The 13,312-nt window shown below is 72.6% G+C and carries 16 protein-coding genes; 7 read left to right on the top strand and 9 right to left on the bottom strand.

Features of this window, described 5'->3' with window-relative positions; genetic code table 11:
* Window positions 1-58: 58 nt before the first annotated feature.
* Window positions 59-238 carry a hypothetical protein gene (locus JOL79_RS29645; RefSeq protein WP_210159289.1) on the bottom strand — a complete coding sequence of 60 codons (180 nt, stop codon included), beginning with the start codon at window positions 236-238 and terminating at the stop codon, window positions 59-61.
* 162 nt (window positions 239-400) lie between these two features.
* Between JOL79_RS29645 and JOL79_RS29640 the strand changes: the two genes are divergently transcribed.
* On the top strand, window positions 401-1,036 hold the full coding sequence (locus tag JOL79_RS29640; RefSeq protein WP_210159218.1) for an ArsR/SmtB family transcription factor: 636 nt from the start codon (window positions 401-403) through the stop codon (window positions 1,034-1,036).
* A gap of 39 nt (window positions 1,037-1,075) precedes the next feature.
* On the opposite strand, the gene JOL79_RS29635 is transcribed toward JOL79_RS29640, so the two are convergent.
* Window positions 1,076-1,816: a phytanoyl-CoA dioxygenase family protein gene (locus JOL79_RS29635; protein ID WP_210159217.1), complete on the bottom strand. Its 741-nt coding sequence runs from the start codon at window positions 1,814-1,816 to the stop codon at window positions 1,076-1,078.
* 86 nt (window positions 1,817-1,902) lie between these two features.
* The gene (locus JOL79_RS29630) at window positions 1,903-2,952 is read right to left on the bottom strand and encodes a radical SAM protein (protein WP_230985718.1); all 1,050 of its coding nucleotides are present in this window, start codon (window positions 2,950-2,952) and stop codon (window positions 1,903-1,905) included.
* Between the two features lie 89 nt (window positions 2,953-3,041).
* On the opposite strand from JOL79_RS29630, the gene JOL79_RS29625 reads away from it, so the two are divergent.
* From JOL79_RS29625 to JOL79_RS29615, 3 genes are all read left to right on the top strand, one after another.
* Complete coding sequence (locus JOL79_RS29625; RefSeq protein ID WP_210159216.1) at window positions 3,042-3,365, top strand: DMT family transporter; 324 nt, start codon at window positions 3,042-3,044, stop codon at window positions 3,363-3,365.
* 136 nt (window positions 3,366-3,501) lie between these two features.
* On the top strand, window positions 3,502-4,125 hold the full coding sequence (locus JOL79_RS29620; protein ID WP_210159215.1) for a TetR/AcrR family transcriptional regulator: 624 nt from the start codon (window positions 3,502-3,504) through the stop codon (window positions 4,123-4,125).
* Window positions 4,122-4,448: a DUF952 domain-containing protein gene (locus JOL79_RS29615; protein ID WP_210159214.1), complete on the top strand. Its 327-nt coding sequence runs from the start codon at window positions 4,122-4,124 to the stop codon at window positions 4,446-4,448. Before JOL79_RS29620 ends, JOL79_RS29615 begins: the two co-directional genes overlap by 4 nt.
* Window positions 4,449-4,462: 14 nt before the next feature.
* Here JOL79_RS29615 and JOL79_RS29610 read toward each other — a convergent pair whose 3' ends face one another.
* Window positions 4,463-5,452 carry an SDR family NAD(P)-dependent oxidoreductase gene (locus JOL79_RS29610; protein ID WP_210159213.1) on the bottom strand — a complete coding sequence of 330 codons (990 nt, stop codon included), beginning with the start codon at window positions 5,450-5,452 and terminating at the stop codon, window positions 4,463-4,465.
* Between the two features lie 25 nt (window positions 5,453-5,477).
* On the bottom strand, window positions 5,478-6,506 hold the full coding sequence (locus JOL79_RS29605) for an aldo/keto reductase (protein WP_210159212.1): 1,029 nt from the start codon (window positions 6,504-6,506) through the stop codon (window positions 5,478-5,480).
* A gap of 335 nt (window positions 6,507-6,841) precedes the next feature.
* Between JOL79_RS29605 and JOL79_RS29600 the strand changes: the two genes are divergently transcribed.
* On the top strand, window positions 6,842-7,699 hold the full coding sequence (locus JOL79_RS29600) for a putative protein N(5)-glutamine methyltransferase (protein WP_210159211.1): 858 nt from the start codon (window positions 6,842-6,844) through the stop codon (window positions 7,697-7,699).
* A gap of 15 nt (window positions 7,700-7,714) precedes the next feature.
* Here JOL79_RS29600 and JOL79_RS29595 read toward each other — a convergent pair whose 3' ends face one another.
* The gene (locus JOL79_RS29595; protein ID WP_210159210.1) at window positions 7,715-8,041 is read right to left on the bottom strand and encodes an ArsR/SmtB family transcription factor; all 327 of its coding nucleotides are present in this window, start codon (window positions 8,039-8,041) and stop codon (window positions 7,715-7,717) included.
* An 88-nt stretch (window positions 8,042-8,129) separates the two neighbouring features.
* On the opposite strand from JOL79_RS29595, the gene JOL79_RS29590 reads away from it, so the two are divergent.
* Window positions 8,130-9,131: a zinc-dependent alcohol dehydrogenase family protein gene (locus JOL79_RS29590; protein WP_210159209.1), complete on the top strand. Its 1,002-nt coding sequence runs from the start codon at window positions 8,130-8,132 to the stop codon at window positions 9,129-9,131.
* A 123-nt stretch (window positions 9,132-9,254) separates the two neighbouring features.
* Here the strand turns inward: JOL79_RS29590 and JOL79_RS29585 are convergent, their stop codons facing one another.
* Window positions 9,255-10,370 (bottom strand): DUF4037 domain-containing protein, encoded by a 1,116-nt coding sequence (locus tag JOL79_RS29585; RefSeq protein WP_210159208.1) that lies wholly within the window; start codon window positions 10,368-10,370, stop codon window positions 9,255-9,257.
* 60 nt (window positions 10,371-10,430) lie between these two features.
* A complete protein-coding gene (locus JOL79_RS29580) occupies window positions 10,431-11,435 on the bottom strand; it encodes an SDR family NAD(P)-dependent oxidoreductase (RefSeq protein ID WP_210159207.1) in 1,005 nt (334 codons plus the stop codon).
* Window positions 11,436-11,521: 86 nt separating this feature from the next.
* Between JOL79_RS29580 and JOL79_RS35680 the strand changes: the two genes are divergently transcribed.
* Window positions 11,522-12,448 (top strand): AraC family transcriptional regulator, encoded by a 927-nt coding sequence (locus JOL79_RS35680; RefSeq protein WP_210159206.1) that lies wholly within the window; start codon window positions 11,522-11,524, stop codon window positions 12,446-12,448.
* A 23-nt stretch (window positions 12,449-12,471) separates the two neighbouring features.
* On the opposite strand, the gene JOL79_RS29570 is transcribed toward JOL79_RS35680, so the two are convergent.
* Window positions 12,472-13,278, bottom strand: coding sequence for a helix-turn-helix domain-containing protein (locus JOL79_RS29570; protein WP_210159205.1), 807 nt, complete (start codon window positions 13,276-13,278; stop codon window positions 12,472-12,474).
* Window positions 13,279-13,312: the final 34 nt, after the last annotated feature.

Below are 13,312 nucleotides of genomic sequence, written 5' to 3'. Positions count from 1 at the left end.
GCGAGCCCTGCTGCGGCCGTTGCGCGGTGTCGTGCCTGGGCGGCGTCACGGCCCCCCGCTATTTGAGGCCCCACTTCATGAGCGCGAACGCGCCGACGATCTTCAACACCACCACCGCGAGGACCACGCAGAACACGATGAGCGCGGGCCGGTGCTCGAAGTGCTTGCCCTCTTTGAGGGGCGGGCGCTTGGCCACCCGCTCGGCGATGCGCTCCTCGATCGGCTTGCGGTGAAACATGGCGCCCACGTTATCGCCACCTCCTGGAGCCCGGCCAACCGGGCGCTCACCGTCCCTGACAGAATGAGATCCTCCCTGAACGCCTCCTCCGGCATCGGACGCCTCGATTCCGACAAGTGAATTGGCATTGACAATATTAATTGTCGGAGGCATGCTGGGCACATGGTAGACGTGGCGGTGATCGAGGATCCGGCGGCGGCCGAGGTGTCGCTTGACCCGGTTCGGGCGCGGTTGCTCGCGGAGCTGGCGGAGCCTGGGTCCGCGACGATGCTCGCGGCCAAGGTGGGCCTGCCGCGGCAGAAGGTGAACTACCACCTGCGGGCGCTGGAGCGCCACGGCCTGGTGGAACTGGTGGAGGAACGCCGGAAGGGCAACGTCACCGAGCGGGTGATGCGGGCGGCGGCCTCATCGTTCGTGATCTCCCCGGTGGCGCTGGCGGCCGTCGCGCCGAATCCGGCGAACTCGCCCGACCGGCTGTCGGCGCGCTGGCTGCTGGCCGTGGCGGCGCAGCTGGTCAGGGACGTGGGCGCGCTCATCACGGGAGCCGAACGGGCCCGCAAGAAGGTGGCCACGTTCGCGATCGACGGCCAGGTGTGCTTCGCCTCGGCGGCCACCCGGGCCGCGTTCGCCGAGGAGCTCACCGCGGCGATCACCGCGCTCGTGTCCAAATATCACGACGAGACGGCCGAGGGCGGGCGTGAGCACCGCCTGGTGGTGGCCGTCCACCCCAGCGTCCCCCGTGACGACGCCGTCGCAGGGAACGGCCCCGGAACCCTTCCGGGGCCCGCCGGGGCCTGACGGTCTCGCCGCCCGCGCGCCCCGCGCCGGGCGGCCGGGTCACCCCGCGGGTGCGGCCCGCAGCGCGCGGCCCAGCGGCGCCGGGTTGTCCGGCCGGAGCGGCCGGGACAGGAAGACCGGCATTTGCGACATGAAACGCGGCCGGGAACCCCGATGCCGCTGCGCGGCGTGGATCAGGAACGGGTGGCACAGGTAGGCGTCGCCCGGGAGCCCGGTCGCGTAGGCGACGGGACGGTGGGCGCTCGCCTCGTCCAGCAGCGGTCCCGACGCGAAGAACTCCACCCCCGCCTCACCATAGGGTTCGAGCACGCGGGCGGCGTCCAGATGCGACCCGACCCGGATGCGGGTCGGAGCGTCGCCCGGCCCGACCTCGGAGTAGAGGAGCAGCAGGAGCATCGTGCGGGGGTGGGCCGTGACGACACCCCAGGCGCCGCCCGGCCCGGGGTCGTTCTGGTCGATGTGCCACCCGGTGTCGCCCGAGTCGTCCTCACTGGGAAACCGGATCGGCGCCATGCCGACGGTGCCGCGCGGCACCCAGCCTCCCGCCCCCGCGAGCTGGTCGAACGCCTCGGCCAGGCGCGGGCTGCCGATGGCCTCGCCGAACGGCCCCTGCCCGGTGTGGTCGGCCGCCCAGACGACGGGCCGGTCGGGGGACAGGCCGATCTGCTCCCAGAGCAGGTCTCTGATCCGGTCGCCGGTCTCGCGGGGGAACGCCTCCTCCAGCTTGAGGAACCCGTCTCGGACGAACCTGTCGATATCGATGTCGCTGAACACGGGCACAAACGCACGCTAGCGGTGCGATGCCGCCGTCATCGACTGATTTTCCCGCCGGCCGGTCCGGCTCGCACCGGGGGACGGCGAAGGGGTCACACCAGGGCGAGCTGCCGGTCCGGGGAGCGCCTGCGGCGCCACCGCCGGGCGGAACGGCCGATCCCGTACGTCTCACAGAGGGTGGCCACCTGGGCGGCGATCCGCCCCCGGTATCCCTCCTCGGCCAGCTGCCCGTTGCCGTACAGCGTCTGGTAGCGCGGCACCAGACCGGGGTGCTCGCGCTCGAGCCACGCGAGGTAGGACTCCCGGGCCCCGGCGGGCAGGCGAAGCACGGCGGGCGTGACGCTCACCGCCCCCGCCTCGGCGGCCCGCCGCACGGTCGCCCGCAGGTGGTCGCCCGAGTCGGTGATCAGCGGCAGTATCGGCGCCATCAGCACGCCACAGGAGATGCCGGCGTCGTTGAGCGCGGCGCAGATCTCCAGCCGCCGCTGCGGGGACGCCGCGGCGGGCTCGACGGCCCGGCGGATCCGATCGTCGACGAACCCCACCGGTACCAGGGCGCCTACCTGCGTCACCTTCGCGGCCTCGCGCAACAGGTCGAGGTCGCGCAGCACGAGCGGGCTCCTGGTGAGCACGGTGAAGGGGTTGCCGGCGTCCGCGAACGCCCGCACGATCGCCGGCATCAGCCGGTAGGTCTCCTCGGCCGGCTGGTAGCAGTCCCCGGTCAGCCCCAGGACGACGGGGTCGCCGGCCCAGCGCGGCGAGGCGAGCTCCCGGCGCAGCCGGTCGGCGAGCGTGGTCTTCACGACGATCCGGGTCGCGAAGTCGCTGACGGGATCGAGACCGAGATAACGGTGGCCACGCCGGGCGGCGCAGTGGCGGCAGCCGGCCGCGCAGCCGCGGTAGGGACTCGCCGCCCACCGGTAGGGCAGCCCGGCCGCCGCGGGCACCGCCTCGACCGCGGTCCGAGCCGGCACCTCGTAGCAGGTCACGCCGTCGAACGTCCGGGTGACCGCCTGCCGTTCGATCCGCGGGCGGCTGGGGCTCTGGTCGAGCAGCGACTGCTGCACCGGATGCCGTGCCGGAGTGCCGGCTCCCGAGGCGGAGGAGGCGTCGCGACGCATGAAGTTCAGTAGAACACGCATTCGACCCCCACGCCAAGCATTCCAAGGGAACGCCCAGGTCACCGGCGTGGGATAAAGTGGTACGCGCGTTCAGCTTCAGGGGGTTTTCCATGGCATGGGTCCTGCTCGTCGCCGCGATCGCCTCGGAGGTCCTGGCCACGTCCGCCCTCAAGCTGAGCGACGGGCTCAGCCGCCCCGGCTGGTCGGTCGTCGTCGCGGTGGGATACCTCGCCTCCTTCGTCCTGCTGGCCTGGGCGCTCAAGCTGAAGATGCCCGTGGGCGTGGCCTACGCGGTGTGGGCGGGCACCGGGACGGCGGCGATCGCGGTGATCGGGACGATGTATCTCGGGGAGGCCATGAACCTTACAAAGGCCGCCGGGATCGCACTGATCATCTGTGGCGTGGTCGTCCTCAACATCGCGGGCGCGCACTGACGACGGCCGCGATGTGATCGTTTGACGCCGGGCCGGTACGGCTCCAAGGTGGTCCGCACGACGCCCTCCGCGTGCGGGCGGCGGGCGTCCCAACGGCGACGGCTGACGGATCGACGGATGAGCAGGGGAACGAGGCGTGCAGGCTGACGGCAGAACCGCGGTGCGGGAGCGGGGCGTCTCGGGCCGGCGGCCCCAGCAGCGGGCCGTACGCCGCCGGGAGGCGCTGCTCGACGCCGCGGTGGAACTGATGGGCGAGGGCGGCTTCGCCGCGGTCACCCATCGCGCCGTCGCCCAGCGGGCCGCCCTCCCCCTGGCCGCCACCTCGTACTACTTCTCCTGCCGCGACGACCTGCTGGCCCAGGCGTTCGCGCTGCTGGTGAGCCGGGAGCTGGCCCAGATGCGCGCCTGCCTTGCGGAGGCGGCCCCCGGCCGGCTCGCCGACACCCTGGCCGAGGCGTACGCCTTCGACCGGCCCCGGCAGCTCGGCCTGTGGGAGCTGTATCTGCAGGCGGGACGCGACCAGGCGCTGCAGAGCATCGCCCGCGCCTGGACCGACGGGTGCGCCACCATCGTCGCCGGCGTCCTGCGCCGCGCCGGCTATCCCGACGGCGACCCGCAGGTGCGGTTCGTCACCACGCTGCTGTCGGGTCTGTGGCTGGAGGACGTCGTGGAGGCCCGGCCGCAGGCCCGGGAACGGGCGCGCGAGGTCGTGGCCCGGGCGCTGGCCGCGATCGGCCCACCCCGTAAGGTCGCGCCATGATCTATCACCTCACACTGGCCCGCGACTGGGCCGAGGCCCGCGCGGCGGGCGAATACCGCGTGTCGACGCTGGGCCGGAGCCTGGAGGAGGAGGGGTTCATTCACGCCTCCGCCGATCTGGAGCAGGCCCGCGGCGTGGCCGGCCGCTTCTACCGCGACGTCGCCGATCCCCTGGTGCTGCTGGAGATCGACGAGACGCGGCTGGGCTGCCCGGTCAGGTTCGAGGTGCCCGAGGGGATGACCGAGGCGTTCCCGCACGTCTACGGCCCCGTCCCGGTCGCGGCCGTGGTCTCCGCCACGCCGTTCACGATCCCCGCGGACTGACGCCTGACGCGAGATCAGACCTTGACGAGTTCCTCGCTCAGCTCCCATAGCCGCCGGGCGGACCCCGGGTCGATGGCGTGCGGGGCGATTTCAGCGGGGATGTCCAGATCGGGGCCGAGGACGGCGGGAGCCGGGTCGTCGTTCAGCGGAGAGATGTCGTTGTCCTTGAGGTAGACGCCGCCGATCTCGGCGAGCAGCGGGCTGGTCGCCGCGAACACGATGGTGGCGGCCCCCTGCTGCGGGGTCTTCCTGCCGCTGCCGGGATCGATGATCGGGCGGCCGGACTCGTCGATCAGCCCCATGGCCCGCAACCCCTCCTCGCCCGCCGAGCCGTTCAGCGTCGTGCCGACGACGACTCCCGGGTGTACGGCGTAGCCGCGGATGCCGTCCTCGGCCCATCGGCGGTCCAGCTCGACGGCGAAAAGCACGTTGGCGGTCTTCGACTGGGCGTAGGCGAGCTGACCGTCGTAGCCGGTGGTGAAGTGAAGGTCGTCCCAGCGAATGCCGGAGATCCGCTGCGCTCCGGACGACACGTTCACGACCCGGGCGCCGTGGGCGGCGCGCAGCGCGGGCAGCAGACCCACAGTCAGCTGGAAGTGACCGAGATGGTTGGTCGCGAACTGCGCCTCGTAGCCGCGTGCGTCGAGCACCCGCGTCTCGGGGGCCGGCAGGGCGGCGTTGTTGATCAGGATGTGAAGCGGACGGCCCGAGCCGGCGTAGCGGTCCGCGAAGGCGTCGATCGACGCCGGGTCGAGCAGGTCCAGCCGATCGGCCTCGGCACGTTCGATCCCGGCCAGCGCGGCCGCGGCGCGGTCCGGGTCACGCGAGCCCACGGTGACCGAGGCGCCGGCGACGGCGAGCGCCCGGGTGGCCTCCAGGCCGAGCCCGGAGTGTCCGCCGGTGACGACGACGTTCACACCGGTCAGGTCGACGCCCGCGAGGACGTCGGCGGCGGTCGAGGCCGCGGTGAACCCGGTCCCGATGGGGTGCTGCCTGTGCGTCATGAGAGGTCCTTTCGTGGTGTGGGGGTCAGGCGGCGGCGCGGTCGCCGGCGGGCCGGCGGCGAAGGTCCAGCTCGTGGAGGGCGGGGGGCACGTAGGCGGACTGGTCGGGCGCGCCGACGTCGGTGCCGGGCGGGACGATCGCGTCGATCCGGTCGAGGATCTCGTCGGTGAGGGTGACGCCGGCGCCGGCGAGCAGGTCGTCGAGCTGCTCCATCGTGCGCGGCCCGATGATCGCGCAGGTCACGCCGGGATGGGCGACCGCGAACGCCATCGCGAGGTGCGTCATCGGCAGGCCCGCCTCTTCGGCCAGCGGAACGAGCCGCTCGACGGCGTCGAGCCGGTGCTCGTCGGAGAAGTTCCTGAACAGGGCCGCGCGGCGCAGGTCGGTCTTGCGGTCCCTGCGGATGCGGCCGGTGAGCATTCCCTTCGCGAGGGGGCTCCACACCAGCGTGCCCATCCCGTGGCGCAGGGCGACGGGCAGCACCTCGGCCTCGACACCGCGGTTGAGGATCGAGTACTGCGGCTGCTCGGCGCGGAAGCGTTCCAGGCCGCGCCGCTCGGCCGCCCACTGGGCTTCGACGATGCCGGACGCGGGCATCGCCGACGACCCGATCGCGCGGACCTTGCCGCTGTGGACCAGGTCGGACAGCGCGGAGAGCGTCTCCTCGACGTCGGTCGCGGGATCGGGCCGGTGGACCTGGTAGAGGTCGATGTGGTCGGTGCGCAGGCGGCGCAGCGAGTCCTCGACCGCCGTCATGATCCAGCGCCGGGAGGCGCCCCGCCGGTTGGGATCGTCCCCCATCGGCAGACTCAGCTTGGTCGCGAGGACGACGTCGTCCCGCCGGCCCTCCAGGGCCTTGCCGACGATCTCCTCCGACTCGCCGTGGGAGTAGACGTCGGCGGTGTCGACGACGTTGATGCCCGCGTCCAGCGCCTTGTGGATGATGCGGGCGCAGTCGTCGTGGTCGGGGTTGCCGATGCCCCCGAACATCATCGCGCCGAGCGCGTAGGGGCTGACCTTGATGCCGGTCCGGCCGAGGGTGCGGTACCGCATGTGGTTTCTCCCGAAGTCGTGGTGGAGGAAGGGCGCTCATGGGATGCCGTAGCCTGAAGCTAAGCGGAACGCCTTTCCGGAACTATACGGAACTGCGTTCCGGTTAGGCAAACCCCGACGGCGTGACAGCCGGGACCGGGCTCCCTCCCGAAGCGCCGCGATCGGCTCTGATAGCGTTACGGACTCCAGGACCGGCAGCGACCGAAGGAGGTGGGACCCATCACCGCATCGGCAGGACGGGTGCTCCCACCTCGCGACCGAACGGTCCGCCCGGCGCGTCACACGCGTTAGACACGGGCAGGGGAGCGCCCACGGGCATCGTGAAAGGCTCTCCCATGACGGCTGTCTCCCCTTCGTCCTCCCCTTCCTCCGCGCCCCGCACCGCGATCGATTCCGCCGTCCACGCCGACGTCGCCGCCCGGCTCCGCGCCGCCGGGTGCGTCTTCGCCGAAGACGAGGCGCGGCTGCTGATCTCCGCCGCGCCCACCCCCGGCGACCTCGCCGCGATGGCCGCCCGGCGGGCGGGCGGCTCGCCCCTCGAACACGTCCTCGGCTGGGCCGACTTCTGTGGCCTGCGCATTTCGGTCGAACCCGGGGTTTTCGTACCTCGCCCCCGCACCGAGTTCCTCATCCGTCAGGCCGTACGATTCGCCGGCGGGACGCCCGCCGGGCGGCGGCTCGCCGTCGCGGACATCTGCTGCGGGTCGGGCGCCCTCGGCGCGGCGTTTCTCGGCGCGCTCGCGGAGGAATGGGAGGGCACCGCCGACCTGCACGCCGTCGACGTCGACCCGGTGGCGGTGCGCTGCGCCCGCCGCAACCTCGCCGCCCTGGGCGGGCGGGTCCACGAGGGCGACCTGTTCGCCGCGCTGCCGGACGACCTGCGCGGCCGCGTCGACATCGCGATCGCCAGCCCGCCGTACGTCCCCACGGACGCGATCAGGCTGCTGCCGCCGGAGGCGCGCGTCCACGAGCCCCGGGTGGCGCTCGACGGCGGCGCGGACGGTCTCGACGTGGTGCGACGCCTGGCGGCACAGGCACCGCAGTGGCTGGCGCTGGGTGGCCGGCTGTTCGTGGAGACCAGCGAGGGTCAGGCCGCGCCGGCCGCCGAGGCGATGGCCGGCGGAGGGCTCATCCCGCGGGTGGCCGCCTCACGGGAACTGGACGCCACGGTGGTGATCGGCGTCCGCCGCTGACCAGTCCAGCGGAGATCACCCCTGGGGGACGCGCCCGGCGATGACCACGGCGTCGAACAGGCCGGGGAAGACCGCCTCGAACTCGTCGCGCCGCAGGGCGTTCATCCGCGACGTGCCCGCGTAGTACTGCCGGATCAGGCCGGCCTCGCGCAGGACGCGGAAGTGGTGCGTGGCCGTGGACTTGCTCACGGGCAGGTCGAACCCCCCGCAGGCGATGTCCGCGGGAGCGTCGCTCAACTGGGCGAGGATGCTCCGCCGCACCGGGTCGACCAGGGCTTCCAGGACGCGCTGCAGGTCGATCGCGCGCACATCCGGATGGTGGGGGTTGCGGCCGGCGTCCATGCCCCCATCGTACGACAACCATCAAAGTTTGACCGTCGTCGTACTTTCGTGTTTGGGTGAACCACCACCTGTCGTAGGGGAGGACGAGATGACGGCCAAGACGGTGTTGTTCCACGAACTCGGCGGGCCCGAGGTGATGCGGCTGGAGGATGCGGAGGTGGGCGAACCGGGGCCCGGCGAGGTCCGGCTCCGCGTCGACGCGATCGGCCTGAACCGGGCCGAGGTGCTGTTCCGGACCGGGCGCTACATCGAACCGGTGAAGAGGTTCCCGGCCCGGCTCGGCAACGAGGCGGCCGGAGTCGTCGAAGCGGCCGGCGACGACGTGACCGGCTTCCGGCCGGGAGACGCGGTGGGCGTCGTGCCGATGTTCTCGCAGAACGATTACGGCGTGTACGCGGAGCGGGCGATCGTACCGGCCGCCGCCCTGGTCCCCGCGCCGGAAGGGCTCGGCGCGGTCGAGGGCGCCGCGGTGTGGATGGCGTACATCACGGCCTACGGCGGACTGGCCGAGGTCGGCGGGATACGCCCGGGGGACACGGTCGTGCTCAACGCGGCGTCCAGCAGCGTGGGCCTGGCCGCCATCGCCGTCGCCGGGCGGATCGGCGCCCGGCCGATCGCCGTCACCCGCACCGCCGCCAAGAAGCAGGCGCTACTGGCCGCGGGCGCCGCGGAGGTGATCGTCAGCGACTCGGAGGACGTGACCGGCCGGATCCTCGCGGCCACCGGCGGCCGGGGCGCGGAGCTCGTCTTCGACGCCGTCGCCGGCCCCGGCGTTCGCGAACTCGCCTCCGTGGTCGCCCCAGGCGGCACGCTGATGCTGTACGGCGCCCTCAGCGGAAAGGAGACACCCTATCCGGGCTTCGAACTCGGCATGCCCCCGCTGAACATGCGCACCTACACGATCCGGGAGACGGCCAGGCAGCCCGAGCGGCTGCGCCGCGCGGTCGCGTTCGTGACCTCCGGCCTGCGCTCGGGCGCCTTCCGCCCCGTCGTCGACCGCACCTTCGACCTGGGCGACATCGTCGAGGCCCACCACCATCTGGAGTCGAACGCCCAGATCGGCAAGATCGTGGTCACCGTCGCCCACTGACTGCCCGCCACCCGGTTTTCCTGGCGGGGATTCGCCCACGCTCGCCGCCTGGGCCGGGCTGCTGCTGCGCCGCAGGCTCCGGCTCCGCTGACGCCGGGCCGAAAAACGAGCCGGAAGACCGGATCAGACGATCGCGTCCACGGCCGCGCGGACGACCTCCTGCCGGCCCAGCAGGTCGGTGCTGTCGGCCCACTGGTCCACGCCTCCGGTCAGGGGCAGCGCACGCAACCGCGCATCGGTGACCGTCTCCAGCAGGGCCCGGGCGAACCGTTCGGCGTGCACGACCAGGAACGGCCGGCCGTGGTAGGGCCGCCGGCCCGGGTCCACCGGCTCGGTGAGCCCGAGAGCGTTGTGCGCCCGGCCCACGATCTCGTACGCGTCGCACAGGTGCCGTTCCCGCTCGGGGTAGCCGGTCGCGGCAAGGGCGCCGCGCAGCGACGGCGCCAGCCGTCCGGCCGTCCCCAGCCGCGCGAAGGCGCTGCCGAGCCACTTGCCGTACGGCGCGAAGCGCCGCTCCATCAGCAGGCACAACCGCATCAGGTCGCGGACCAGACGCGCGGCCACCACGGCCGAGCCCAGGTCGTCCCCGGTCTCCGCGCAGCGGCCGACGAACGCCTCCTCCTGGGAGATCCGCTGCCACTGGCAGACCATCAGGTAGCGCCAGACCTGCTCGGGATACCACGCGAGCCGCCGCCTGACCGCGGAAAGATCGCCCCGATCGTCGCGGAACACCGCCCCGCCGGTCACCTCGGCCAGCTTCTGCTGCGGCAGCGCCAGCCAGTCGCCGATCGCCGGTCCGGCATCGCCCCAGGCCGCCGCACGGGGGCCCAGGTGCGCGACGAGCCACGACTCCACGTCCCACACCCGGACCCGGTGGTCGACCGGGCCGTCGGTCGGCTCCATGTGGCCGACCGGATCGCGCGGATCGCCGCTGCGGCGGCGGAAGTTGGTCGGCCACCCGCGCACCCGCTTCGGCAACCGGTGCGCGAGGAGCTCGCGGATCGGCCCGCCGTGGCGTGCCACATCCCCGGCGGTGAGGAACAGCTCCAGGCGAGGCCCCCAGTCGTGGTCGGCCGAGCGCGCGGTGTCGAACCCGAGGACCTCCGACCCCGCGCCGACCCGGGCGGCCGCGTACCGGAGCCCCGGGTAGGCGGCGCCGAGGATCGGCATCACCGCCTCCTCGTACAGGATCCCCGCGAGCTCAAGGCCGGGAACGAAAGGGGCGGCGGGTGCGACCATGGCGCTTACTGTGCCAACGACGCGGCACGCGGATCCACCGAATATCGATCCCCGCGACGCTCAGGCGGTGCGGAACGCCTCGGTGCCGTAGTCCCAGAGCCGGTCCGCCGCCTGCGGGTCGAGCGCGTGGGCGGCCACGCACGCCATGCCGGCAAGCCGGTCCTCGTCGCCCCGGATGGTCCGCGCCTCCTGGTTGTCCTCGAAGTAGCGGCCGGTGACGCCCTTCAGAAGAGGCGAGGCGGCCAGCAGGACCGAGGTGGCGGCCCCCTGCTCGGGAGTCTTGTAGTACGGCAGCGGCTTCACGTTTCCCTCGCTGTCCATCACGCCGAACGCCCGCATGGCGTCGTCGTCGAGGTACCGCTGCAGGCGGGTGAGGATGTAGCCCGGGTTGACCGCGTTGGCCGTGATCCCGTCTGCCGCCCAGCGTCGGGCGCCCACCGCGAACAGGACGTCGGCCGACTTGGACTGCCCGTACGCCACCCAGGGATCGTACGGCCGCCGCTCGAAGTGAGGATCCTCGAAGTCGAACGGCGCGCCCAGGTGGGCCCCGGAGCTGACGACCACGATGCGGGCCGAACCGGCGTCCCGTAGGGCGGCGTGCAGGCCGGACGCCAGAGCGAAGTGGCCGAGGTAGTTGGTGGCGAGCTGCATCTCCCAGCCACCCGGCGTGAGGGTCCGCGTGGGAAGGGCCATGATCCCGGCGTTCGCGACGAGGATGTCGAGGGGCCCGCGCCATGCCCCCGCGAAGGCGCGGACCGAGGCCGGAACGGACAGGTCGAGGGCCTCAACCCGCACCCGGCCCGCGCCGCCGGCGGCGGCCAGCTCCCGGACGAGCGCCGCGGCCGACCGCGGGCTGCGCGTGGCGATCGTGACCTCCGCGCCGGCGGCGGCCAGGGCCCGGACGGTCTCGGTGCCGATGCCCGAGGCGCCGCCGGTGACCACGGCACGCCGGCCGGTGAGATCGACACCGTCGATCACCTCGCCCGCGCGGGCGTGGGAGTGAAAGGGAGTGGTCAGGAGGGGGCAGTCGGCTCGCGCGTGCCCGCCCTGGGGGTTCGTTGTCATACGGTCACGCTACGACCGACGGACTGGACGCACTATGATTCAGACTCCAAGCTTCTTTCGCAATCGTCCAAGCCGGTGGGGTGGTCGTGGACCCGCTTGAGGATGTGCTGACCCTGCTGGAGACGCGCAGCTATCTGTCCGTGGGTGTGGTGGCGGGAGGACGCTGGGCCCTGCGGTTCGACGCACCCAACGTGGTGAAGTTCAACGCCGTGCGGCGCGGCGCCTGCCTGCTGCAGGTCGACGGCGTCGACGAGCCGATCGAACTCGCCGAGGGCGACTGCTACCTGCTCACACGCCGGCGCGCCTTCACGCTCCGCAGCGACCTGGACGCCGTCCCCGTCGACGCCGGCCCCGTCTTCGCTAACGCGGAGGGCGGCCTCGCCAGGGTGGGCGAGGGCGACGACGTGTTCTTCATCGGCGGCGGCTTCTCGTTCGGGACCCGCGCCCAGGAGCTGCTGCTCGACCGGCTGCCCCCGGTCGTCCACGTGCCGGCGGCCACCCGGCACGCGGAGACGGTCCGATGGGCGCTGACCTCGATCGACCGGGAGCTGGCCCATCGGCCGATGGCCTCCACCCTGGTGGCGGAGCACCTCGCCGTCGTCATGCTCATCCATGTGCTGCGTCTGCACCTCACGCGCGAGCCGCACGCGGTGTCGGGGTGGCTCGCCGGCCTCGCAGATCCCGTGATCGCCGCGGCGCTGACCTCCCTGCACCGCGATCCGGCGCACTCGTGGACCGTGGCCGAACTGGCGAACGCCGCCGCGGTCTCCAGGTCCACCCTGGCCGCCCGCTTCAAGGCCACGGTCGGCCAGGGACCACTGGAATACCTCACGCGGTGGCGCATCGAGCTCGCGGCCCGCCAGCTTCGGGAAGGCCGCGAAACCCTCGCCTCCATCGCCCACTCCGTGGGATACGGATCAGAAAGCGCCCTCAGCGTCGCCTTCAAGAGAGTCATCGGAATGCCTCCCGGCGACTACCGCAGGCATCCCATCCCCGACAGCCGGCACAACTGACCCGCCGCGCCGATACCCGGATATCACCGGCCGTGCCGCGACGACGCCCGCCGGCCGAGGATCTCCGCCGTGGCGGCATCCGCGGGCAGGAACGCCTCCAGCCGCAACTCCGACAAGGTGACGTCGACGGCGGTCGCGAACGACGTCAGCGTGGTGATCAGCCGGAGCTCGCCCTCCGGCAGCCGCAACCGCAGCGGCACGGCGAAACCGAGATGCCCGGCCGGCGGCCCCGGCTCCGGCAGATACGAGTCCAGCTCGGCGATGAGCTCCACCAGCCGCGGATCAGGACTCCGCCGTGTCTCCTCGCGCAGGCTGCCGGTGATGTGACGGCCCCACTCGGCCAGGTTCTCCACCCGGCGGGCCGTCCCCTCCGGATGCAGGGCCACCCGCAGCACGTTGACCGGAGGCTCAAGCAGCGCCGGCGCGGCCCCCTCGGTGATCATGCTGAACGCCGGGTTGGCGGCCACCAGCTCACCGTACGGTCGGACCACGACCGCCGGGTACGGCATGTGCCCGTCCAGAATCCGCTCAAGCGCCTCACGCACCGGGCCGAGCCCGGGGGAGTCGAAACCCGACTCGGCGTAGACGGGCGCGTAACCCGCCGCGACCAGCAGTTCGTTGCGTTCACGCAGCGACAGGCCGAGCGACTCGGCGAGCCGCACCACCATGGCGCGCCCGGGGCGTGAGCGTCCCCGCTCCAGGAAACTCAGATGGCGCTGCGTCGTGTCGGCCCTGATCGCCAGATCGAGCTGGCTGAAACGACGGCGCGTCCGCCAGCGCCGCAACTCCTGGGCGAACAGGTCGCCTTCCGCCTCCGCCATCACCGTCATGCCCCCATTCATACCGAACGACCGTCGTGGCGCG

The sequence above is a fragment of the Microbispora oryzae genome (assembly GCF_017896165.1).
GTDB classification, from domain to species: domain Bacteria; phylum Actinomycetota; class Actinomycetes; order Streptosporangiales; family Streptosporangiaceae; genus Microbispora; species Microbispora oryzae.
This window is presented reverse-complemented; position numbering and strand designations above follow the sequence as displayed.

Excerpts from the sequence above, each read along its gene's own strand:
- JOL79_RS29595 (WP_210159210.1), bottom strand. The coding sequence starts at position 8,041 with ATGGACGCCGGCCGCAACCCCCACCATCCGGATGTGCGCGCGATCGAC.
- JOL79_RS29585 (WP_210159208.1), bottom strand. The coding sequence starts at position 10,370 with ATGGTCGCACCCGCCGCCCCTTTCGTTCCCGGCCTTGAGCTCGCGGGG.
- JOL79_RS29590 (WP_210159209.1), top strand. The coding sequence starts at position 8,130 with ATGACGGCCAAGACGGTGTTGTTCCACGAACTCGGCGGGCCCGAGGTG.
- JOL79_RS29610 (WP_210159213.1), bottom strand. The coding sequence starts at position 5,452 with ATGACGCACAGGCAGCACCCCATCGGGACCGGGTTCACCGCGGCCTCG.
- JOL79_RS29580 (WP_210159207.1), bottom strand. The coding sequence starts at position 11,435 with ATGACAACGAACCCCCAGGGCGGGCACGCGCGAGCCGACTGCCCCCTC.
- JOL79_RS29630 (WP_230985718.1), bottom strand. The coding sequence starts at position 2,952 with ATGCGTGTTCTACTGAACTTCATGCGTCGCGACGCCTCCTCCGCCTCG.
- JOL79_RS29640 (WP_210159218.1), top strand. The coding sequence starts at position 401 with ATGGTAGACGTGGCGGTGATCGAGGATCCGGCGGCGGCCGAGGTGTCG.
- JOL79_RS29600 (WP_210159211.1), top strand. The coding sequence starts at position 6,842 with ATGACGGCTGTCTCCCCTTCGTCCTCCCCTTCCTCCGCGCCCCGCACC.
- JOL79_RS29570 (WP_210159205.1), bottom strand. The coding sequence starts at position 13,278 with ATGACGGTGATGGCGGAGGCGGAAGGCGACCTGTTCGCCCAGGAGTTG.
- JOL79_RS29615 (WP_210159214.1), top strand. The coding sequence starts at position 4,122 with ATGATCTATCACCTCACACTGGCCCGCGACTGGGCCGAGGCCCGCGCG.
- JOL79_RS29625 (WP_210159216.1), top strand. The coding sequence starts at position 3,042 with ATGGCATGGGTCCTGCTCGTCGCCGCGATCGCCTCGGAGGTCCTGGCC.
- JOL79_RS29645 (WP_210159289.1), bottom strand. The coding sequence starts at position 238 with ATGTTTCACCGCAAGCCGATCGAGGAGCGCATCGCCGAGCGGGTGGCC.
- JOL79_RS29605 (WP_210159212.1), bottom strand. The coding sequence starts at position 6,506 with ATGCGGTACCGCACCCTCGGCCGGACCGGCATCAAGGTCAGCCCCTAC.